The following is a 20430-nucleotide window of genomic DNA, read 5'->3' as shown; positions in this document are numbered from 1 at the left end:
CATGCGGGCTTTGCCGCTCACATGCGCAGCACCGCCGCACCCAGCACGCGCATCTGCAGCGCAATGCCCTGGCGCAACGCCTCCCCTCCCCCTTGCGTGTGCTTGATGCCATCCATGACGGCCACCAGCAAGGCGGCCACTTGCGCGGCAGTCGCGTCCACCCGGCGCAGCGCGATTTCGCCTGCCGCTTCCGCCTGTTCCAGCGCGCCGGCCAGCGACGCCACCAAGGTTGCCCGCGCCGTCAAGGTGATGTCGGCGGCCAGGGTCATGTTGGCGTCGAACAATTCCTGTCCGTGGGCGCTGGCGGAAATTTCCGCCATCAAGCCTTGCTGGAATGCCAGCAAGGCCGTTTCGATGCGCGCAAAGACGGGGCCGGCTATGGCTAGTGCCGCTGTTACCTGCGCCATGACGGTGGCATGGGTCCGTTCGGAGCCGGCGCGGAACACGTCTTCCTTGTTCTTGAAGTGCAAATACAGCGCCGCGCGCGACATGCCGGCCGCCTGCGCGATGTCGAGCATGGACGTCTTGCGGTAGCCGTAGCGGCAAAACACGGCCAGGGCGGCATCGAGGATGAGCTGGCTTTTCAGGGTATCGGTCGTCATCCGGTCATGTTGACACTTTGAGTATATAGTGTCAACATGACTTTTGGACAAAAACCGTCAAAATGTCAATCACCTACCCGAACAGGACTGCCATGCACGATTTCAATGCCGCACCGACTGAAGAACAGCAGATGGACCTGCTGCGCCATACGGAACGTAGCCGTTTGCGCGCCCTCGTGGCCGCCGATACGCAGGCGGCGCGCGCCCTGCACGCCGACGACTTCCAGCTGATCACGCCCATCGGCAGCATGCTGTCACGGGAACACTACCTGGGCGCCATCGCCTCCGGCCACATGCGCTATCTGAGCTGGGAGCCGGACGCGATCAGCGTGCGCCTGTACGGCACGGCCGCCATCCTGCGTTACTCGGCGCAACTGGAAATAATCTTCGGCGGCCACGCTGTGCCGCGCGCCCGCTACTGGCATATGGATAGCTATGAATGGCGCGATGGACGCTGGCAAGCCGTCTGGTCGCAGGCGACGGCCATACGCTGACGGCGCTGCCTGCAGCGGGATACGCCCGAAGTATGGGCAATTGATATTTTCAAATCAATAGATGAAATCTATCGATTCAGTTGAAATATTTTTCTTCCTTTTGTAAATGAGAATCGTTACTATCTAACTCAAGGATAAGCGAATTCAACAGAAAGGAGCGTCCCTTGTTCACAGCCATCAAAACATTCAGCCAGGTGTGCACGCACATGTCGATCGCCTTCGGCCTTGCCTATTTGCTGACGGGCTCGCTGGCACTCGGTGGCCTGGCCGCAATCATCGAACCGATCATCAATGTGGGCCTGCTGCCGTGGCATGAAAAAGCCTGGCACGCGATCCGCCGCCGCTACGCGGCCAGCCGCCTGGGCTTTACCGCCCTGGCCGGTGAAAAGCTGAGCCAGACGGCCATGCACATGGGTGTCGCTTTCAGCGTCATGTACTGGGCCACGGGTTCCATGGCCTTCGGCGGCTTGCTGGCCGTGGTCGAGCCGATCTGCAACGTGATCGTCCTGCCCTTCCACGACCGGCTGTGGGAACGATTTCGTTTCCGTATGGAAAGCCGGTGCGCGGCACAGCTGACTACGATGCCCTCCTGATACTTTTCACCCAAGATCAAGGACCGGGGTCGGACCCGGCGGGTCCGACCCCGGCTTCTTGTCGCTGGCCAAAGCCGCGATGGTGGCCGGTTTCAGCCGTCCGCAAGGCGTGCTAGCACCTTGCCCGCCCACACAGGCGGCCGCCTTGGAAGCCATGGCGCCGCCCGCTCCAGCTGGCCCGCCAGGCGCAGCAAGGTTCCATCGTTTCCATACCCGGCCATGAACTGCATGCCGATTGGCAAGCCATCATTGGACATGGCCAGCGGCACGGACATGGCCGGCAAGCCCGCCACGTTGGCCAGCGGCGTGTACGGCGAATGCTCGAACAGGCGCGCCGTCCAGCCCAGCCCATCGAGCTGTTCCTCCTTTTCTCCATAGCGCCCCAGTTGCCACGGCATATCCGGCATGGCGGGCGTCAGCAGCACGTCGTACTGGCCAAACAGGGCGCCGGCCTGGCGCGTGACGGTGTTGCGCACATCGAGGGCGGCCACGAAATCGACGGCCGACACCGTCTGCCCGTACCGGTAGCAGGCCAAAGTGGACGGTTCCAGCGTATCGAGCGACACGGTCCGCCCGCTTTCCCGCGCCAGGCCGTCTATCCACGGCACCAGGTTGGCGCACCAGATGCCGGCATTGGCTTGTACGAAGGCTTGCCACGACACGCCCAGCGCTGGTTGCACTTCTTCCACGTGGTGGCCGAGGCTTTCCAGCAGGCGCACGGTGTCTTGCAGCGCGGCATCGACGGCAGGCACGGGCCGGGCGCCATTGCTGGCGATCCGCTGCACGGCGATGCGCAGCTTGCCCGGCGCCACGCTCACCTGCGACAGCCAGGTGAAGTTGGGCGCGCTCGTCACATACGGCTCGCCCGGCAGCACGCCCTGCACGCAGTCGAGCAAGGCGGCGCTGTCGCGCACGCTACGGCTCACGCCCAGCTGCACGCCCAGGCCGCTGAAGATTTCGTCCATGGCGGGGCCGTTCGACACCCGTCCCCGGCTGGGCTTGAAGCCGAATAGGCCCGTCGAGGCGGCTGGCACGCGGATGGAGCCGGCCGCATCCGTCGCATGGGCCAGCGGCACGATGCCAGCCGCCACGGCCGCCGCCGCGCCGCCGCTGGAGCCGCCCGCGCTCAGGTTGACGTTCCACGGATTGCGCGTGGCGCCATATAAAACGGGTTCGGTGGTGGTGGCAAACGCCATTTCCGGCGTGCTGGTGCGTCCGAACGTCGCCAGGCCGGCGGCGCGGAACTGCGTCATCAGGTGGGAATCAAACGCGGCGACATGGCCGGCGCCCAGGCGGCTGCCCGCTTCGCTGCGCCGGCCCGCCATCGTGACGGCCACATCCTTGATCAGGAATGGCACACCGGCGAACGGCGCGGTGCTGACTGCGCTGTCGATGGCAGTCAAATCGGCCGGCCACAGCTCGACCACGGCATTGATCTGCGGGTTGACGGCGGCGCAGGCGCGCTGGGCGGCGTCGTGCAATTCGGCGGCCGAGACGGCGCCCTCGCGCAGCAGCTGGGCCAGTCCCAGACCATCAAAGCTTGTATATTCATGGAGTTGCATCAGCTAGTTCCTGTAAAAGGTGAAAAGTAAAAGTCACAGGAACCACTGTAGGGCTTGCGCTATCATAGCGGAAATGAATAGTTGTTATACAAGGTATAGCCATGAACAATTTACACAAGCTGGACCTGAACCTGCTGCTGACCCTGAACGCCCTGCTGATCGAGCGCAACGTCACGCGGGCGGCCGCGCGGCTGCACCTGAGCCAGCCCTCCGTCAGCGTGCAACTGGGCAAGCTGCGCGCGGCCTTCGACGATCCGCTGCTCTTGCCCGGTCCGCGCGGCATGCTGCCCACGGCGCGGGCGCTGGCCCTGTTCGCGCCCTTGCAGGCCGTGCTGGCCCAGCTGGAGCAAGTCTTGCAGCCCGAAGCGGCCTTCGATCCGGCCACTGCCCAGGTGCGCTGGAACCTGGCGGCGGCCGACGCCGCCGAATATGCGATCCTGCTGCCCATGCTGCCCGCCCTGCGCGCGCAGGCGCCGTTGTCGCGTATGGCCGTGTTCGAAGCCGTGCCGGCGCGCATGGCGCACAACCTGGAAACGGGCCAGGTCGACCTGGGTTTCCTGGCGCAGGAAGAAGCGCCGCCCGGCTTGCGCCACCGCACCTTGTTTACCGAGCACTACGTGCTGGCGGGCCGCCACGACCACCCGCTGCTGCAATCGCCGCCCAACCTCGACCAGTTCTGCGCGCTGGAATTCATCGTCGTCTCGCCCAACGGCGGCGGTTTCCGCAGCAACGTCGATACGGCACTGGAAAAGCTGGGGCGCGCGCGCAAGGTGGTGCTGTCCGTGCCGCATTTCCTGATCGTGCCGCCCCTGCTGGAAGCGTCCGACATGGTGGCCCTGCTGCCGTCGCGCCTGCTGAAGAATGCGCTGGGCGCGCTGCGCACATGGGAGCCGCCCGTCGCCCTGCCCGACTACGAAATGGCCATGGTCTGGCACGAACGCATGCACCTGGACCCGGCGCACCGCTGGCTGCGCGAACGCATCCTGGCCAGCTTGCAGGCGCCGCTACACGATTTCCCGCTATAAAACACTAGGGAAGATTACCTAGTTGCTCGAAAGAAATTCCCAATGTTCGCCGTGGTGACGACTGCGTAAGCTTGCGCGTAATAATAAAGGGTCACCATGAACGCCATTTCCATCCTGCACCGCGGTTCGCGCCGCCCTCCCGCTTTTTCCTTTTCGATCACTGCCTGGCTGGCGGCAATGCTTCTGGGCATGCTGGGCTTCTGCGCCAACGCCAGGGCGGCACCCGCCGCCGCGCCCGCCAGGATGCCCGCAGCCTCGGCCGAGCTGATCAAGCGCGGCGAATACGTCGCCCGCCTTGGCGACTGCGTGGCCTGCCACACGAGTCCGAACGGCGCCGCCATGGCCGGCGGCCTGGAACTCAAAACACCGTTCGGCACCATCTACAGCACGAATATCACGCCCGACGCGAAGACGGGGCTGGGCACCTACACGTTTGCCCAGTTCGACCGCGCCATGCGCAAGGGCGTGGCTGCGGACGGCCACAATCTGTACCCGGCCATGCCCTACCCTTCCTACGCAAAGATCACGCCCGACGACATGCAGGCCCTGTACGCCTATTTGCAGCGCGGCGTGGCGCCCGTGGCGCAGCAAAACCGCGAAACGGACATGAAATGGCCGTTCAGCATGCGCTGGGGCTTGTCGCTGTGGAACGCCGTCTTCCTCGACGACGCGCCATTCAAGCCCGACAGCGCCAAGTCAGCCCAGTGGAACCGGGGCAGCTACCTGGCCCAAGGGTTGGGCCATTGCGGCTCCTGCCACACGCCGCGCGGCGTGGCTTTCCAGGAAAAAACCATGGGCCAGGATGGCGGCAGCGGCAAGCATTACCTGTCCGGTTTTACCTTCGACGGCTGGCATGCGGTGAACCTGCGCAATCTGTGGACGCCGGGCGACATCGTGCAATTGCTGAAAACCGGCCGCAACAGTTTCGGCACGGCGGCCGGCAGCATGACGGAAGTCATCACGCACAGCACGCAATACTTCACGGATGCCGACCTCGACGCGCTGGCGCACTACCTGCACGGCTTGCCAGCCAAGGACGGGGCGGCCGCGCCGCCGAAGAAAACGGCGCCCGTCGTGGCGGCCAGCAACGATGCGCTGTACAACACGCGGGGCGGCCTGGGCTACCTGCAGTTTTGCGCCACCTGCCACCGCCGCGACGGCCGTGGCGTGGACAGCATCTTCCCGCCGCTGGCGCAGAACGACTCGGTGCAGTCGAAGGACGCCACCACCGTCATCCATATCGCGCTGACGGGCTGGCAGTCGGCCGTCACGCAGCACTCGCCCCGCTCCTTCGGCATGCCCGCGTATGACCGCCTGTCGGACACGGAACTGGCGGAAATCCTCACCTTTGTGCGCGGCAAGTGGGGTAATCAAGGCGCGCCCGTCACGCCCGCGCAGATCGCCAGGGTACGCAAGGAGCTCAAACTCAAGGCGCCGGACGCGGGCGGCTTCGTCACGCCCCGCTTCGCCGCCCTGACGGCCGATCCGAATGCCAATCAATTGATCCACGGCATGCAGCTGATGACGGAAACGCGGGCCCGCCTGCCGCAAAATGTGGGCAACGACCTCAATTGCAGCAGCTGCCACCTGAATGGCGGCACGGTGGCCGGCGGTTCGCCCTTCCTCGGCATTTCCGCCTTCTTCCCGTCGGAAGCGCCGCGCGCCGGCAAGGTCATCAGCCTGGGAGAGCGCATCAATGGCTGCTTCCGCCGCTCCATGCACGGCAAGCCGCTGCCCGTGGACGGCCCCGACCTGCAGGCGATGGTCGCCTACATCGACTGGATGAAGGGCGCTACGCAAGCGGGCGACAAGGTGGCGGGACGCGGTGTGGCGAAGATCGACCGTGCTCTGCTGCCCGATCCCGTGCATGGCAAAAAAGTGTATGCCGAGCAATGCGCCGTCTGCCATGGCGCGAATGGCGAAGGCATCAAGGGCGCCAACGGCGTCGTCGCCTTCCCGCCGCTGTGGGGTGACCGTTCCTTCAACATTGGCGCCGGCATGGCCCGCACCTACACGGCGGCCGGCTTCGTCAAGGCCAATATGGTGATGGGCCACGGCCAGAAGTTTCCCCTGGGCCAAGGGAACCTGTCCGACCAGGACGCCGTCGACGTGGCCGAATATTTTACGCACATGCCCCGTCCGGACTTCCCCGACAAGGTCAAGGATTGGCCCAAGGGCGGCAAGCCCAAGGATGCACGCTACTGACGCGTGAGTTTCCCGGCGGCGCCCCTTCTGGACGCCGCCCGCCTGTGATACGCTGCTCGCTCCATCACGCAGGAGCGACGCATGCAGACCGACAGCGGCCAGGCCGACCCATCCGACACCTGGCTGGGCAAGCTGGGCCCCGGCCTGATTACGGGCGCGGCCGATGACGACCCCAGCGGCATCGCCACGTATTCGCAGGCGGGCGCCCAGTTCGGTTTCGGCATGCTGTGGACCGTCTGCCTGACGTTTCCCCTGATGCTGGGCATCCAGGTCATCAGCGCCAAGATCGGGCGGGTCAGCGGGCATGGGCTGGCAACGAACATCCGCCGCCACTATCCGAAATCCTTGCTGTACGCCATCGTCAGCTTGCTGCTGCTGGCCAATGTCATCAATATCGCCGCCGACGTGGCCGCCATGGGCGATGCCCTGACCCTGATCATCGGCGGCCCCACGCATCTGTACGCCGTGGGCTTCGGTTTGCTGTCGCTGCTGCTGCAAGTCTTCATTCCCTATCAAAAGTACGTGCGCATCCTCAAATGGCTGACCCTGGGCTTGCTGGCCTATGTGGCCACCGTGCTGACCGTGCATATTCCCTGGGGCGAAGTGGCGCTGCGCACGGTCTGGCCCCAGTTCGCCTGGTCGGCCGCCTCGGTCACCATGATCGTGGCCGTGTTCGGCACCACGATCAGCCCTTACCTGTTTTTCTGGCAAGCCTCGCAGGAAGTGGAAGACTTGCAGGCGGACGCTGGCGCGCAAGCCTTGCGCCGCGCGCCGGAACAGGCGCCACGGCAATTCCAGCGCATCAAGATGGACACGGCCATCGGCATGGGCTTTTCCAACCTGGTGGCCTTCTTCATCATGCTGACGACGGCCGTGACCCTGGGCGCGCAAGGCATCACGCACATCGATACGTCCGCCCAGGCCGCTTCCGCCCTGCGCCCCATCGCCGGCGACTTCGCGTTTGCCCTGTTCAGCCTGGGCATCATCGGCACGGGCTTGCTGGCCATTCCCGTGCTGGCCGGCTCGGCCGCCTACGCCATGGCGGGCGCCTTTCACTGGAAAAACAGCCTGGAACTGGCGCCCCGGGCCGCCAAGAAGTTTTACGGCATCATCGTCACGGCCACCGTGATCGGCGCCGCCCTGTGCTTTTCGCCGCTGGACCCCATCAAGGCCCTGTACTGGAGCGCCGTCATCAACGGCGTCATTTCCGTGCCGATCATGGCCCTGATGATGGTGATGGCCTCGCGCCCCGCCATCATGGGCACATTGACCATTTCGCGCCGCCTGCGGGCGCTGGGCTGGCTGTCGACCATCGTCATGGCGACGGCCGTGCTGGCCATGTTCGCCACCATGATCTTTTGATGCCTAGGCCGCCTTCGGCTTGAGCATGCCTTCCACGATGCCCAGCACGGTCTGGCGCGGCAGCAAGCGCGGCAGCCAGGCCAGCAGCCGGTTCGGCCGGCCCGCCACGTGGCTGCTGCGGCCCCGGTCCAGCGCGCGCAGCGCTTCGTCGACGACGGCTTGCGGCGCCATGCGCTGGCCCACGGCCGCCTCGGGCGCGGCCACGACGTCGAAGAAAGACGTGTCCGTGGCGCCCGGGCACAAGCCCAGCACGCGCACGCCGCGGCTGCGGTTTTCCGCCCACAGCGCTTCCGAGAACGACAGCACGAAAGCCTTGCTGGCGCCGTAGACCGCCATGTAGGGATCGGGCTGCAGGGCCGCCGTGGACGCCACGTTGATGATGGCGCCCCGTCCTTGCGCCAGCATGTGCGGCAAGGCGCAGTGCGTCAGTTCCATCAGGGCCGTGCAATTGACGGTGACTTCAGCCGCCTGGCGCGCCAGATCGATGCTTTCGAAGCGGCCATGCGTGGCGAAACCCGCGTTATTGATCAGTACGTCGGGCGGCATGCCCAGCGCGCACGCCTGTGCATGGGCTTGCGCGGCCGCGCCGGGCAAGCTCAGGTCGGCCACCAGCGCGTGCGCGCGGATGCCGTGGCGCAGAGAAAGTTCCTTGGCCAGGCTGTCGAGCACGGCGCCGGAGCGGGCCAGCAGCAGCAAATGCGCGCCGCGCGCGGCCAGGGTTTCCGCAAAGACGCGGCCGATGCCGGACGAGGCGCCCGTGATCAGCACGGTCTGGTTGGTGTAGTTGAAGGCGGTCATGGCATTGGTGTGGAGTAGATGGAATGTTTAATGTAAACTGTAGACTTTAGTCCACGGTCAAGGGGAATCGATGCGTATCGGAGAAATCACCCGCCTGACGGGCGTCAGCAAGGACACGGTGCGCTTTTACGAGCGCCAGGGGCTGCTGGACGAAGCGCCGCAGCCGGGTTTGACGAATAACTACAAGGAATATTCGGCGCAAGCCTTGCGCCGGATCGAGCTGATCGGTCACGCCAAGGCGCTGGGTTTTACCTTGAAGGAAATCGCCGAAGTCATTGCCGTCTGGCAGGAAAATGCCCTCGATGCGCAGACCAAGCGGGCCATGCTGCAAACGAAAATCGCCCAGATCGACGACAAGGCCCGCTCGATGGCCGTGCTGCGGGCCGGACTCGTCGATGCGCTGGCCAAGGTGGAGACGGGCTGCGACGATGGCGTGGCGGCCGCAGGAAACTACAAGGATAATCAATGACTTATTACACGCAATACCGCCACCTGGCGCTCGAGGGCGCCAAGCCCGCCCCCACGGCGCAGCAGCTCGCCGCCATCGAAACCTTGCTGGAAGCGCCGTTGCCGCCCGCCTTCCTGGCCTTCTTGCAAGTGGCCAACGGCGCCTGGTTTGATTACACCTGCGATGTGCCGGACGGCAATGGCGGCGTGGAAAAGATGGGCTTCAATACCTTTTTCAGCGCCGACGAAGGCGATTTCTGCGATGAAACTTTGGTCGGCGAAATCCGCGCCGCGCGCAAGCATACGGACATGCCGGTGCGCATCCTGCCGTTCGCCCGCGATGGCGGCAATTCCATGGTTTATCTGGATCTGACGGAGGAAGGCGGCGGCCGGGTGCTGGCTTATGTGCAGGAGTTGCCGGACTGGACGGGCAAGCGCGCCCATGGCCTGATGGAACTGGCGCCTTCATTCGACGCGTGGCTGGATAGCCTGTATATCGACCGCGACACGGTGCTTGACGAACTCGAACACAGCGTCTCGGAACCGTCGCACCTGGATGCGATGGCGGAATGGCTCGATATCGGCATGCCCGCGTGGCGCCGCGATGCCGGCATTGCCGCCTTATTTGCCCTGAAGCAAGTCGAACTGTGCGCTAACGAACAGGACTAATCCTACGGGCATGATCGCGACTGTCCTATGGGTGTGCGCAGGCTGCTGGCTTAACATTGTCATCAGCTTGTAGAAAAAACCACACTCGAAAGGATTTCCCATGCCTATCCCGACCACCAGCTCCCGTGCCCCGTCCTTCAAAAGCGTGGCCATCGGCGCCGCCGTTGCCTTATTGAGCGGCATCGCCATCAACAGCATCGCCGCCGCGGCGCCGGGCGCGTATGACAAGCAATTCCTCAGCAAGGCCGCCGACGCAGGCAGCACGGAAATTGCCGCCAGCAAAGTCGCGCAAAGCAAGAGCAGCAATGCGGAAGTGAAGAAATTCGCCGATGCCATGGTCACCGATCACACGAAAGTGGCGGACGAGCTGAAACAGTTGGCCAGCAGCAAGCAAATTGAGGTCAGCGACCAGCCCGGCAAGAAGCACCAGGCGCAGATCGACAAGCTGAGCCGCCTGGAAGGCGCGCAGTTTGACAAGGAATATGCGGCCACCATCGGCGTGGCGGCGCACAAGGAGGCGGTGAAACTGTTTACGGATGCCAGCCAGAAGGCGAGCGATCCCGACATCAAGGCCTTTGCCGCGAAGACCTTGCCAGCGTTGCAACATCATCTGGACATGGCCAATACCCTGCACACGGCGGTGGGGAAATAGCCAAGTCAATAGCCAAGTTACCGGCAATTAGCGGGGATATGCTTGCTGTACGTGCCGTACGGCAAGCATATCTGCTCTTGACATACAATGCGGCAACTTCGTTTTTTGGCCATGCCATGACCTCATGCAGCTACTCAAGAAAACCGGCCTGATCGCCGCCGCCTTCCTGCTCATCCTCCTGTTGGCAGGCTGGCTCTTCATCAAAGTCAGCGCGGCGCGCAATGCCACCGTGTATGCCCAGGAATGGAACGATCAGCGCACGTGCGTGATCAATACCTACGTACCCCACTACGGCAACGGCGTGCCGCAGAACATCGTGCGCGCCCTCAGCACTTCCACCTTCTTCCGCGTCTACCACAAGGATGGCACCTTGCTGGAAAGCACGGAATGGGTGCTGGACATGCATGAAGACGGCATCCTCGACCATGCCCGCTGGGGCCAGAACCAGACGCGCGCCATCTACCCGACGGACATGGGCGACGAAAGCTGGGCCTTGCCCGAATGCGCGTGATCATTTAGCAATCAAACGAAAGAGTCCTATGCTGCGCGGCCCCTGGAGCGATGCTCCCTATCTCCCCACACTCCACTATTTCCTCGGCCCTTTCGACGTGTATGACCGCGAAGAAACCATGGGTGTGGAGCTGGACCGCTGGGACATGAACGACCCGGCGCAGCGCGCTGCCCTGATACGGCGCGACATCACGTCGCAATACAAGGAACTCAGCTATCGCCACCGCCATGCGCTGGTGGCCGTGCTGGCGCAGGCGCTGCAAGACCCCGGCTATGATTTCCAGGCCATCCTCGAACATGACCCGGAAAGCACGAATGCCCTGCCTGCCTTGTGGGATGAGATGGCCGATCCGCGCGCCTTCTTTGCCGATATCTACCGCCTGGTGCAGCAAGATTGGCACGACGACCTGGCGCGCGCGGCGGCGGAAGACCCGGCCAGCTGGTAACGCGGCACCCGCACCACACTATCGATACGCTAGTCTTCGCTCTCACTTTCCCTCTGTGGATGCGATTGCGGCCGTGTGCACGCAACGTTGCAAAAACGCCCCATTCAAAAAAAATCTGTTGCACCAGCGCATGTCTGCTGGCATCGCGCTACTATGAAACGTCGGCACTTCGATAGGCGCCGCCTCACCGCACCGGTTCCCCGCCGGCTTTCCCCTGCCGCAATGTGAAGGAGATTCTCATGCCCAAGTTCGCCCCTGCCATTTGCCTGTCGGTCATGCTTGCCGCCGGCATGCTGCCCTGTATCGCCAGCGCTGCCGAAGGCGGCGCCACGCGCGCCGACGCGGAAGCCATGGTCAAGAAAGGCGTGTCCTACATCAAGAGCGCCGGCGACGCCAAGGCGTATGGCGACATCACGGCCAAGTCGCCGCAATTCATCCTGCACGACCTGTACCTGGTCGTCTATAAACTCGACGGGACGGTGGTTGCGCATGGCGCCAATCCGAAAATGGTCGGCAAGAACTTGATCGAGCTGAAGGATATTGATGGCAAGGCTTTTGTGAAGGAACGAGTCGACCTGGCCAAGAGCAAGGGCACGTTCTGGCAGGAATACAAATTCACGAATCCGGAAACCAAGAAGATCGAGCCGAAGGTGATGTATTGCGAGAAACTCGCCGAGACCGTCGTCTGCGGCGGCATCTACCTGTAGCCTGCCGCCGCGCCGCCAGCGCCGGGATGGCACACCGATCTCTCAACGAATTTCTCAACGATATGGGCCTCATGTGAAAATCGCACAGAAGATGTTGATCGTCCCGGTGGTCGCGCTGGCTTGCCTGCTGGCCATGGGGGCCTTGTCCTATTTCGCCATGCAGCAAAACGAAAGCCGCATGCGCGACTTGAAAGACGTCACATTGACGGCCGAGCGGCTTGCCAACCAGCAAGCCATTGCCCTGGGTCAGGTACATGCCGACGTGTATGCGAAGATCGCCATCGCCGCCAGCCTGTCGGACGAACAGTTCAAGCAGTTCGGCGCGCAGACGGATCGCCAGCTCAATGCCATCGCGCAAGGCTTGAAGGAACTCAAGCAATTCTCGGGCGCCGCCACGGAAGCGGGCCAGGCGCTGCCGGGTGTCGAGCGCTACCGTGCCAGCGTGGCGCAGGCGCTGGACCTGGCCTCGATGGACCCGAATACGGGCGTGGCGGCGATGCAAAATGCCGCCGGGCACTACCAGCAAGTGAGCGGGCAACTGCGTCAGGTGCTGCTCAACCTCGACCAACGCACGGTCGACGCGCTGCAAGAGACAAAAAATGCGGGCCAGCGGGCCGGCTGGCTGTCGCTGGGCACCATGGCTGTCGGCTTTGCCCTGCTGGCCCTGATCGCCACCTGGGTGGCCCGCTCCGTCGTGCGACCCATCGACGAGGCGTGCCGCGCCGCTGAAAGCCTGGCGGCCGGCGACCTGACCACGCGCATCGACGCCCGGAGCGACGATGAGGTGGGCAAGCTGTCGCGGGCGCTGGCTACCGTCTTGAAAAACTGGAACACTTTATTGGGCGAGATACGCCAGGCGGGCTCCACCATCACGGTGGAAGCGAGCGAAATCGCCCTCGGCAATGCGGACCTGTCGGCCCGTACGGAGTCGCAAGCGCATTCTTTGCAGGAAACAGCCTCGTCCATGCATGCGCTGACCGATACCGTGAAGGAAAACGCCAGCCATGCGCATCAAGCCAACCAGATGGTGCTGTCGACCTCGAACGTGGCGCTGGAAGGCGGCCGCGTCGTGGGCCAGGTGGTTGAGACGATGGGGTCGATCAAGGCCAGTTCCGGGCGCATCGTCGATATCATCGCCGTCATCGACGGCATTGCCTTCCAGACCAATATCCTCGCCTTGAACGCGGCCGTGGAAGCGGCGCGCGCGGGCGAACAGGGGCGCGGTTTTGCCGTCGTCGCCACGGAAGTGCGGGGCCTGGCGCAGCGCTCGGCCACGGCGGCGCGCGAAATCAAGCAGCTGATCGAGGATTCCGTTGCCAGAATAGAAACGGGCAGCGAGCTGGCCGACAGCGCCGGGCGCACCATGGGCGATATCGTCGCCTCCGTTCAGCAGGTGACGGAGATCATGAACGACATCACGGCGGCCAGCCAGCGCCAGAGCAAGGGCATCGAGGAAGTCAACAATGCCATCACGGAAATGGACGAATTGACCCAGCGCAATGCCGCCCTCGTCGAGCAATCGGCCGCCGCCGCGCAAAGCATGCAGGATCAGGCGCATGATCTATTGCGCGTGGTCGATGCCTTCCGCCTGGGCGACGGCGGCCCGCCGCTGCTGCCGCGTTAGTACCGCTGCTGCCGCGCTAGTACCGCTGCGGCATGGCGGCCCGGGAACAGGCTTGCATGGCCTTGCTTATCTCGACCAGCGCGGGGTCGGTTTCCCGTCGCAAGACATTGCCCATGCGGAATTGTTGATGGTAATCTCCGAGCATGGCGGCATACAGGAAAACCTGATCCCGCCTGCGCCAGACGGCACTGTAGTTGCTGCCGGGAGCGACGGGCATGGCACCGATGAAATAACTGTACAGGCCGCTAATCTTCTTCTTGTGCAGCCATTCCATCAATTGCACGATGCGGTACTGTTCCAGCAGGCTCAGTTCGCTGACATTGGCGCCGGACAAGGCGTAATACAGTTCCAGACGGGCCATCCAGTTGCCCTTTTCGCCTGCCGCCACCAGCGCATTCCAGGCGGGGCCGGTGCGTACCTTGCCCGCCTCGTCAGGCGATCCCACCCAGGCCTCGACGGCAGCCTGGTCCGGCACCGGACCATAGTAGGCGGGCGCGCGGCAGACGAACTGGCGCGCGTCGGGCCCGTCCTCCTTGAACTCGTCGGCGATGTACCGGGAGACCTTGTCGCCGATGCCCAGCAGGCGCTTGCCATAGCCGTCCAGGGTCCAGCTCGACGGCAGGCGCCCCAGCCAGGCCAGCGCATCGTCGTTGGCCCGGGCTTCCACCGCATAGGCGGCGATTCTGGCCTGCATTTTCACTTCTTTCTGCTGTTCCGCCAGCTTGAGCGCCTCTTGCTCCTCGTCATAACGGCTCGTGGTCTTGGCCAGCTTGACGCAATCGAGGAAAGCCTCGGGCGCGCCCTGCCAGCACTGGGCCGGCACCTTCAGCTGCCAGCGCATGCTGACGGTTTTCAAAATATAGTTTTCTTCGCCCTCTTCCCCTTTGAGATAGGCGCGGCCGTCCGCCTTGGTCACGCCCTTTGTCAGTTGCTTGCCGCCCACCGTGCTCCAGGTGTACGGGTCATCGTCTTGCGGCACGCCGGGGGCGGCGTACAGGGTCAGGTAGTGGCCGGCGGCGGCCGGCGCATCGGCCGCATGGCACAGCGGCGACAGCAGGGACAAGGTGAGTAAAGTTTTTTTAGGCAACAGTTTCAGCATGTAGCAATCGTATCAATGAAGTTCGGTATGGCAGGCGCAGTCGTGGCCGCTGGCCGCCTCGGATAGGTTTTGCAGAATCGCGCAGTCTTGCGAAGGCTGCGGCTGGTCGCACTGGTGGCGCAGGGTCACCAGCTGCTGCTGCAGGGTTTGCAAATTCGCCATCTGCTCGGCGATGCGCAGGATATGGTGATCGAGCAATTCATTGACGCTCTGGCAACCTTCGGCCGGATTGTTCTTAAATTCCAGCAAGGCGCGGATATCGGTCAGGCCGATCTGCAAGGAGCGGCAATGGCGGATGAATTGCAGCCGTTCCTGGTGTTCTTCGCGGTATTCGCGGTAGCCGGCGCTGTTGCGGCCCGGTTCCTGCAGCAAGCCCGCCTTTTCATAGTAACGCACGGTTTCCACGTCACAATCTGTCCGTTTGGCCAGTTCTCCGATACGCATGGCATCCCCTTTTCATTCTTTCGTGCAAATTCCGCTTGACCCTGTAGCCGCTACAGGGTTTCTAATGGAAGCATACACCAATCCAGAAGGATGATGCGATGCCGCACGATAGCCATAACCACGCGCACGACCACGAGCATGACCACAAGCATGCGCACGACCCCGCACCAGCCCGCGCGCCACAAGCCGCCGGCTGCTGTTCCAGTCAGCATGCGTGCTCGTCCACGCCTGCCGCCCCGTCTGGTCCAGTGCTGCCCAGCGCGCCCATCGCGGGCGCCAACACGACCAAATACCGTATCGCCAACATGGATTGCCCCACGGAAGAACGGCTGATCCGCAATAAGCTGGCGAATATGGCGGGCGTCGTGGGCCTCGATTTCAACCTGATGAACCGCGTGCTCGACGTGCACCACACGCTGCCCTCGCTGGCCACGGTGGAAGCGGCCCTGCACGGCATCGGCATGCAGGCGATTTCCATGGAAGCGGACGCGGCCGTCGCACGCGACCCGAACGAAGGCAATCTGTCCGGCCTGCAAAAAGGCTTGCTGGTGGTTTCCGGCCTGGCTGCTGCCGGCGCCGAAGCGCTGGCGTGGACCACGCATGCAGACAGTTCGCCCCTCGTCATCGCCCTGGCCCTGCTGTCGATCGCCACGGGCGGCTGGCCGACCCTGAAAAAGGGCTGGATTGCCCTGAAGACGTTCACCCTGAACATCAACTTCCTGATGAGCCTGGCGGTTTTCGGCGCCATCGCCATCGGCCAGTGGCCGGAAGCGGCCATGGTCATCTTCCTGTTCGCCATCGCCGAGCTGATCGAGGGATTGTCCCTGAACCGCGCGCGCAACGCCGTGCACAGCCTGATGCAGCTGGCGCCCGACACGGCGACCGTTGCTGACGCCAGCGGCGCCTGGCAGCAAGTATCCGTTGCCACGGTGGCCATCGGCGCGACCATGCGCGTGAAACCGGGCGAGCGCATCGCGCTCGACGGCGTGGTGGCCAGCGGCGAGTCGTCCGTCAACCAGGCGCCGATCACCGGTGAAAGCATGCCGGTGGACAAGACCGTGGGCGACGTAGTGTATGCGGGCACCATCAATGAACGGGGCTTGCTAGACGTCACGGTGACGGCCAACAGCGGCAACAGCACTCTGGCGAAAATCGTCAAGGTGATCGAGGAAACCCAGGGCAAGCAGGCGCCCACGCAGCGCTTTGTCGATCAGTTCGCCCGCTACTACACGCCTGCCGTGGTCGTGTTCGCCATCCTCGTGGCCGTGCTGCCGCCTTTGCTGCTGGGCCAGCCCTTCATGGCCTGGGTGTATAAGGCGCTGGTGATGCTGGTGATCGCCTGCCCGTGCGCACTCGTCATTTCCACGCCCGTCACCGTGGTCAGCGGCCTGACAGCGGCCGCGCGGCGCGGCATTCTGGTGAAAGGCGGACAATTCCTGGAAACGGGTTATCGGATCAAGGCCATCGCCGTCGACAAGACGGGCACCTTGACCATGGGCAAGCCGGCCGTGACGGATGTGGTGGCCCTGGAGGGCAGCGACCGCGACGCCATCCTGCTGCTGGCCGCCAGCCTGGACGCCAACTCGGCCCACCCGCTGGCCGCCGCCATCGTCAAGGCGGGTCCGCCCGCCGGCAGCCACTTGCCCGTCAGCCAGTTTGCCGCCCTGCATGGACGCGGCGTGCGCGGCAGCATCGATGGCCAGACCTATTATCTGGGCAACGCGCGCCTGATGACGGAATTGAAAGTCTTGACGCCGGCACTGCAAGCCATCCTGGCACGGCTGGAACAGCAAGCCTACACGGCCATGGTGCTGGCCACCCCGGCCGGTGCGCTGGGCGTGATCGCCGTGGCCGACGTGCTGCGTCCGACGGCCGCGTCCGCCATTGCCCGCCTGAATGCGCTGGGCGTGACCACCGTGATGCTGACGGGAGACAATCTGCTGACGGCGCAGCGCATCGCGGCCGAGGTGGGCGTGAGCCTGGTTAAGGCGGAATTGCTGCCGGAAAACAAGCTCGATGAAATCAAGGCCTTGCAGCAAGAGTTTGGCGTGGTGGCCATGCTGGGCGACGGAGTCAACGACGCCCCGGCTCTGGCGCAGGCGGACATCGGCTTTGCCATGGGCGCGGCCGGCAGCGACACGGCCATCGAAACGGCGGACGTGGCCCTGATGGACGATGAACTGGGCAAGTTGCCTGAATTCATCAGCCTGAGCCAGCGCACGCGCAGCATCCTCGTGCAAAACATCAGCTTTGCCATCGGCATCAAGGCCGTGTTCTTCGGCCTGGCCCTGGCCGGCATGGCGACCCTGTGGATGGCCGTGTTCGCCGACGTGGGCGCCAGCCTGCTGGTGGTGGCCAATGGCTTGCGCCTGTTGCGCAATAACAAGCAAACATAGTCCCGTGTAGAAATATTTCCATCTGGACAATTGCTGTAAAAAACGCTACTTTGGCGGCTGTTCCCACCGCCGCCAAAGTAGCCGATGACCTTACTGCCCCGCCTGTCCCTGCTGGCCGCTCTGCTGGCTGGCACCTCCCTGCATGCCGAACCGATGTTCTTCACGCCCTGCTCCGATACGGCCGCCCCCGGCAGCCTGTGCTCGGGCTTGAACGTGCCCGGCAGCTACGATGCCCAGGGCCGCGCCGTCGGCGACGCGGATGCCATGCACGTCTTCGTGCGCAAGTTTGCCGCCGATGTGCCTGCCGGCAAGCCTGCCAAGGGTACGCTGTGGCTGGTGGCGGGCGGCCCCGGCGAATCGGGCGCTACGTTCTACAGCCTGCTCCCCACCCTGCGCCGCAGCTTTCCCGGCTTTGAATTCCTGATCCCCGACCATCGGGGCACGGGCCACTCGTCGCGCCTGTGCAAGGTGGAAGAGTCCGAACAAAGTCCCGGCGGCCGCGCGCTGGCCGGCGCCGAATGGGCCAGCTGCTTCAAGGGCATCAATCTGATGCCGGAATACGCGGGCCAGTTTTCCATCACCACGGCCGCGCGTGACTTGAAAGCCTTGATCGAGGGCGAACGGAGCAAGCACAAGCAGCCGCCCGTGTATGTATACAGTGTGTCGTACGGAACGCAGCTGGTCTTGCGCACCTTGCAGCTGGGGCCGCTGCCAGTCAAAGGCATGATTTTCGACTCCTTGGTGCCGCCGCAAACGGATGCGCGCTGGGACTTGAGCCAGCGTTCGCACGTGGTCAACCAGGTCGGCCTGCAGGTGCTGGCCCGCTGCGATGCGGATGCAGCTTGCCATGCAGCATTGGGCGAGCCGGCAACAACTGTGTACCGCCGCGTGCTGGACAAGGCGCAAGCCGATCCTGCCCTGCTGGCGAAGATTCACGGCAAGAACCTGAAAAACTTCCTGGGCGGCATGCTCGACGTGCCGGCCGCCCGCGCCCGCATCCCGTATCTGCTGCACGACCTGGACCAGGGCGGCGAGACGGAACTGGCCGCCGTGCGCGCCACATTGGCGGACGCGGCGGCCAGCCTGGGCAGCTATCCCCAGTCGCCGCTGTCGATTCCGCTGGTCAGCATCATCAGCAACTCGGAAAACAATCTGCAACTCTCGTTGCGCCCCGGCTGGACAGCTGCCGACCTCGAGCGCGACGAGGCGGACTTGCTGTTGACCAGTCCCCTGCCCCGCATCCTGCTGGGCGGCGGCTTGCCCGCCTACCCGCGCGACGCCTATTTCGGCGCCTTGCCGGCCAAGGTGCCGACTACACTGGTACTGCAGGGAACGCTGGACCCGAAGACGCCGTACGCGGGCGCGCAGGCGCAAGTGCAGGCCTTGACGCAGCGCAAGGCGGGCAAGGTTGCCCTGGCCACCGTGCACAACGCCCCGCATTTCATCCTGTGGACGGCGCCCGCCTGCTTTGAACAGGCCAGCACCCGCTTTATTGCCGGCAAGCAGGCACAGGATTGCACGCTGTAGTTTCCACCCACGATAGAGAAGAGGACGATATGCGCACCACAGGCTTGGCATTGCTGTTGTTAACTTGTTGCGGCACGGCGCAGGCGGCGGCGCCCGCCTCGCCATCCATCTGCGCCTCGCCCGCGCAAGCCGTGCGTGAACAGGGTTATGTGCCCATCAACGGCATCGAGCAATGGATCACGGTCACGGGCGCCGCCTGCGGCAATCCCGTGATCTTGTTTATCCATGGCGGTCCCGGCAATGCCTTGAGTCCGTTTGCCGATGCCATCTATGCCGGCTGGCAACAGAATTACACCCTGGTGCAGTGGGACCAGCGCGGCGCGGGCATGACGTATGCGAAACAGCGGCCCACGGACGACGTGCCCTTGACGGTGGAACAGATGCGCGATGACGGCATCGCCGTGGCCCGCTATCTGCGGCAGCACCTGGGCAAGGACAAAGTCATTTTAATGGGCAGTTCCTGGGGTTCGATCCTGGGCGTGCACATGGCCAAGGCGCGCCCCGACCTGTTCCACGCGTATATCGGCACGGCGCAGGTGGTCAATGCGCGCGACAACGAGGCCGGCATGTACCGGCAAGTGCTTGCGCTGGCGCAAGCGGCCGGCGATACCCCTACGCTGGACAAGCTGGCGGCGCTGGGCCCGCCGCCCTGGACCGATCCGCGCAACTTCGGCATCCTGCGCCGCTTCGACCGCAAATATGAGGGATTGGCAACGGATGCGCCGCCAAAACACTGGTGGCAGCCGGCGCCGTTCTACGCCACGCCGCAAGCGCTGGCCGATGCCGAGGCGGCCGATGACTACTCGTACATCCAGTTCATCGGCATGCGCGGCGACGGCATGTTCTCAGGCGTGAATCTGCCCGCGCTGGGCACGCGTTTCGACTTGCCCGTGTTCTTCATCATGGGTGAAGCGGACTTGCTGACCTCGCCCGCCATCGCGCGCACGTATTTCGACAGCATCACTGCGCCCGTCAAGAGTTTTACCCTGGTAAAACGGGCCGGACACGACCCCAACCAGGCCGTGCTGGACGCCCAATGGACGGTCTTGCGCGACAAGGTGGCGCCGCTGACCGACCACTGATCTATGTCAACAAGCCGCTCGTGTATGTGGGACGCAAAGAATTTCATCCTATGAGATTGCTTTCCACTCATAGAGGGTTGTGGAAGCTATTGCTGCCACCATTAAATTTACCGAGATTATTTTCTTTACTCAGAAGAATGAATCTTGTAATTGGAAAGAAATTTTGGCAACTTGGATGAGGCTAGA

General features: G+C 63.8%; 20 protein-coding genes. 15 read left to right on the top strand and 5 right to left on the bottom strand.

Translation table 11 applies throughout. From position 1 onward, the window contains the following. Positions 1 to 17: 17 nt before the first annotated feature. Positions 18 to 602 carry a TetR/AcrR family transcriptional regulator gene (locus tag CSQ95_RS03435; protein ID WP_099408492.1) on the bottom strand — a complete coding sequence of 195 codons (585 nt, stop codon included), beginning with the start codon at positions 600 to 602 and terminating at the stop codon, positions 18 to 20. A gap of 92 nt (positions 603 to 694) precedes the next feature. On the opposite strand from CSQ95_RS03435, the gene CSQ95_RS03430 reads away from it, so the two are divergent. Both CSQ95_RS03430 and CSQ95_RS03425 read left to right on the top strand, forming a co-directional pair. Next, a complete protein-coding gene (locus CSQ95_RS03430; protein WP_099408491.1) occupies positions 695 to 1096 on the top strand; it encodes a nuclear transport factor 2 family protein in 402 nt (133 codons plus the stop codon). Between the two features lie 164 nt (positions 1097 to 1260). Then, positions 1261 to 1689 carry a DUF2061 domain-containing protein gene (locus CSQ95_RS03425; RefSeq protein WP_099408490.1) on the top strand — a complete coding sequence of 143 codons (429 nt, stop codon included), beginning with the start codon at positions 1261 to 1263 and terminating at the stop codon, positions 1687 to 1689. Positions 1690 to 1781: 92 nt separating this feature from the next. Here the strand turns inward: CSQ95_RS03425 and CSQ95_RS03420 are convergent, their stop codons facing one another. Then, positions 1782 to 3251: an amidase gene (locus tag CSQ95_RS03420; RefSeq protein WP_099408489.1), complete on the bottom strand. Its 1470-nt coding sequence runs from the start codon at positions 3249 to 3251 to the stop codon at positions 1782 to 1784. A 101-nt stretch (positions 3252 to 3352) separates the two neighbouring features. On the opposite strand from CSQ95_RS03420, the gene CSQ95_RS03415 reads away from it, so the two are divergent. The 3 genes from CSQ95_RS03415 (at position 3353) to CSQ95_RS03405 (ending at position 7843) form a co-directional block, all read left to right on the top strand. Next, positions 3353 to 4276: a LysR family transcriptional regulator gene (locus CSQ95_RS03415; RefSeq protein WP_099408488.1), complete on the top strand. Its 924-nt coding sequence runs from the start codon at positions 3353 to 3355 to the stop codon at positions 4274 to 4276. Between the two features lie 177 nt (positions 4277 to 4453). Further along, positions 4454 to 6481, top strand: a complete 2028-nt coding sequence (locus CSQ95_RS03410) for a c-type cytochrome (RefSeq protein WP_373631272.1) — start codon at positions 4454 to 4456, stop codon at positions 6479 to 6481. 81 nt (positions 6482 to 6562) lie between these two features. Continuing rightward, a complete protein-coding gene (locus tag CSQ95_RS03405) occupies positions 6563 to 7843 on the top strand; it encodes an NRAMP family divalent metal transporter (RefSeq protein ID WP_099408486.1) in 1281 nt (426 codons plus the stop codon). 3 nt (positions 7844 to 7846) lie between these two features. On the opposite strand, the gene CSQ95_RS03400 is transcribed toward CSQ95_RS03405, so the two are convergent. After that, a complete protein-coding gene (locus CSQ95_RS03400; protein ID WP_099408485.1) occupies positions 7847 to 8641 on the bottom strand; it encodes an SDR family oxidoreductase in 795 nt (264 codons plus the stop codon). A 70-nt stretch (positions 8642 to 8711) separates the two neighbouring features. On the opposite strand from CSQ95_RS03400, the gene CSQ95_RS03395 reads away from it, so the two are divergent. The 7 genes from CSQ95_RS03395 to CSQ95_RS03365 all read left to right on the top strand — a co-directional run bounded on the left by CSQ95_RS03395 (position 8712) and on the right by CSQ95_RS03365 (position 13696). Then, positions 8712 to 9110: a MerR family transcriptional regulator gene (locus tag CSQ95_RS03395; RefSeq protein ID WP_099408484.1), complete on the top strand. Its 399-nt coding sequence runs from the start codon at positions 8712 to 8714 to the stop codon at positions 9108 to 9110. Further along, positions 9107 to 9757, top strand: a complete 651-nt coding sequence (locus CSQ95_RS03390; RefSeq protein WP_099408483.1) for an SMI1/KNR4 family protein — start codon at positions 9107 to 9109, stop codon at positions 9755 to 9757. The genes CSQ95_RS03395 and CSQ95_RS03390 overlap by 4 nt, the downstream gene beginning before the upstream one ends. A gap of 100 nt (positions 9758 to 9857) precedes the next feature. Then, complete coding sequence (locus tag CSQ95_RS03385; RefSeq protein WP_070218785.1) at positions 9858 to 10409, top strand: DUF4142 domain-containing protein; 552 nt, start codon at positions 9858 to 9860, stop codon at positions 10407 to 10409. Between the two features lie 124 nt (positions 10410 to 10533). Continuing rightward, positions 10534 to 10920, top strand: coding sequence for a hypothetical protein (locus CSQ95_RS03380; RefSeq protein ID WP_099408482.1), 387 nt, complete (start codon positions 10534 to 10536; stop codon positions 10918 to 10920). 28 nt (positions 10921 to 10948) lie between these two features. Further along, on the top strand, positions 10949 to 11365 hold the full coding sequence (locus CSQ95_RS03375) for a hypothetical protein (protein ID WP_099408481.1): 417 nt from the start codon (positions 10949 to 10951) through the stop codon (positions 11363 to 11365). Positions 11366 to 11604: 239 nt separating this feature from the next. Next, positions 11605 to 12072, top strand: coding sequence for a cache domain-containing protein (locus tag CSQ95_RS03370; RefSeq protein WP_083287192.1), 468 nt, complete (start codon positions 11605 to 11607; stop codon positions 12070 to 12072). A gap of 91 nt (positions 12073 to 12163) precedes the next feature. Further along, positions 12164 to 13696, top strand: coding sequence for a methyl-accepting chemotaxis protein (locus CSQ95_RS03365; protein ID WP_099408480.1), 1533 nt, complete (start codon positions 12164 to 12166; stop codon positions 13694 to 13696). A gap of 16 nt (positions 13697 to 13712) precedes the next feature. On the opposite strand, the gene CSQ95_RS03360 is transcribed toward CSQ95_RS03365, so the two are convergent. Together CSQ95_RS03360 and cadR are read right to left on the bottom strand one after the other, a co-directional pair. Continuing rightward, entirely contained in the window at positions 13713 to 14795 is a 1083-nt protein-coding gene (locus CSQ95_RS03360) for a hypothetical protein (protein ID WP_099408479.1), read from the bottom strand. A gap of 12 nt (positions 14796 to 14807) precedes the next feature. Then, positions 14808 to 15239 carry a Cd(II)/Pb(II)-responsive transcriptional regulator gene (cadR, locus tag CSQ95_RS03355; RefSeq protein WP_034787498.1) on the bottom strand — a complete coding sequence of 144 codons (432 nt, stop codon included), beginning with the start codon at positions 15237 to 15239 and terminating at the stop codon, positions 14808 to 14810. Between the two features lie 98 nt (positions 15240 to 15337). On the opposite strand from cadR, the gene CSQ95_RS03350 reads away from it, so the two are divergent. From CSQ95_RS03350 to CSQ95_RS03340, 3 genes are all read left to right on the top strand, one after another. Next, positions 15338 to 17635, top strand: a complete 2298-nt coding sequence (locus tag CSQ95_RS03350; protein ID WP_099408478.1) for a heavy metal translocating P-type ATPase — start codon at positions 15338 to 15340, stop codon at positions 17633 to 17635. A gap of 84 nt (positions 17636 to 17719) precedes the next feature. Further along, entirely contained in the window at positions 17720 to 19162 is a 1443-nt protein-coding gene (locus tag CSQ95_RS03345; protein WP_099408477.1) for an alpha/beta fold hydrolase, read from the top strand. A gap of 29 nt (positions 19163 to 19191) precedes the next feature. Further along, on the top strand, positions 19192 to 20244 hold the full coding sequence (locus tag CSQ95_RS03340; protein ID WP_099408476.1) for an alpha/beta fold hydrolase: 1053 nt from the start codon (positions 19192 to 19194) through the stop codon (positions 20242 to 20244). The last annotated feature ends 186 nt before the right edge of the window (positions 20245 to 20430 follow it).

Source organism: Janthinobacterium sp. BJB304 (assembly GCF_002735765.1).
In the GTDB taxonomy this organism is placed as follows: domain Bacteria; phylum Pseudomonadota; class Gammaproteobacteria; order Burkholderiales; family Burkholderiaceae_D; genus Janthinobacterium.
Note: the sequence above shows the minus strand (reverse complement) of the source record. Positions and strands in the feature narration are given on the sequence as shown.

What these genes read in the sequence shown, in the direction of transcription:
- CSQ95_RS03435 (WP_099408492.1), bottom strand. Translation starts at nt 602, where the DNA reads ATGACGACCGATACCCTGAAAAGCCAGCTCATCCTCGATGCCGCCCTG.
- CSQ95_RS03430 (WP_099408491.1), top strand. Translation starts at nt 695, where the DNA reads ATGCACGATTTCAATGCCGCACCGACTGAAGAACAGCAGATGGACCTG.
- CSQ95_RS03420 (WP_099408489.1), bottom strand. Translation starts at nt 3,251, where the DNA reads ATGCAACTCCATGAATATACAAGCTTTGATGGTCTGGGACTGGCCCAG.
- CSQ95_RS03415 (WP_099408488.1), top strand. Translation starts at nt 3,353, where the DNA reads ATGAACAATTTACACAAGCTGGACCTGAACCTGCTGCTGACCCTGAAC.
- CSQ95_RS03410 (WP_373631272.1), top strand. Translation starts at nt 4,454, where the DNA reads ATGCTTCTGGGCATGCTGGGCTTCTGCGCCAACGCCAGGGCGGCACCC.
- CSQ95_RS03405 (WP_099408486.1), top strand. Translation starts at nt 6,563, where the DNA reads ATGCAGACCGACAGCGGCCAGGCCGACCCATCCGACACCTGGCTGGGC.
- CSQ95_RS03400 (WP_099408485.1), bottom strand. Translation starts at nt 8,641, where the DNA reads ATGACCGCCTTCAACTACACCAACCAGACCGTGCTGATCACGGGCGCC.
- CSQ95_RS03395 (WP_099408484.1), top strand. Translation starts at nt 8,712, where the DNA reads ATGCGTATCGGAGAAATCACCCGCCTGACGGGCGTCAGCAAGGACACG.
- CSQ95_RS03390 (WP_099408483.1), top strand. Translation starts at nt 9,107, where the DNA reads ATGACTTATTACACGCAATACCGCCACCTGGCGCTCGAGGGCGCCAAG.
- CSQ95_RS03385 (WP_070218785.1), top strand. Translation starts at nt 9,858, where the DNA reads ATGCCTATCCCGACCACCAGCTCCCGTGCCCCGTCCTTCAAAAGCGTG.
- CSQ95_RS03380 (WP_099408482.1), top strand. Translation starts at nt 10,534, where the DNA reads ATGCAGCTACTCAAGAAAACCGGCCTGATCGCCGCCGCCTTCCTGCTC.
- CSQ95_RS03375 (WP_099408481.1), top strand. Translation starts at nt 10,949, where the DNA reads ATGCTGCGCGGCCCCTGGAGCGATGCTCCCTATCTCCCCACACTCCAC.
- CSQ95_RS03370 (WP_083287192.1), top strand. Translation starts at nt 11,605, where the DNA reads ATGCCCAAGTTCGCCCCTGCCATTTGCCTGTCGGTCATGCTTGCCGCC.
- CSQ95_RS03365 (WP_099408480.1), top strand. Translation starts at nt 12,164, where the DNA reads ATGTTGATCGTCCCGGTGGTCGCGCTGGCTTGCCTGCTGGCCATGGGG.
- CSQ95_RS03360 (WP_099408479.1), bottom strand. Translation starts at nt 14,795, where the DNA reads ATGCTGAAACTGTTGCCTAAAAAAACTTTACTCACCTTGTCCCTGCTG.
- cadR (WP_034787498.1), bottom strand. Translation starts at nt 15,239, where the DNA reads ATGCGTATCGGAGAACTGGCCAAACGGACAGATTGTGACGTGGAAACC.
- CSQ95_RS03350 (WP_099408478.1), top strand. Translation starts at nt 15,338, where the DNA reads ATGCCGCACGATAGCCATAACCACGCGCACGACCACGAGCATGACCAC.
- CSQ95_RS03345 (WP_099408477.1), top strand. Translation starts at nt 17,720, where the DNA reads ATGACCTTACTGCCCCGCCTGTCCCTGCTGGCCGCTCTGCTGGCTGGC.
- CSQ95_RS03340 (WP_099408476.1), top strand. Translation starts at nt 19,192, where the DNA reads ATGCGCACCACAGGCTTGGCATTGCTGTTGTTAACTTGTTGCGGCACG.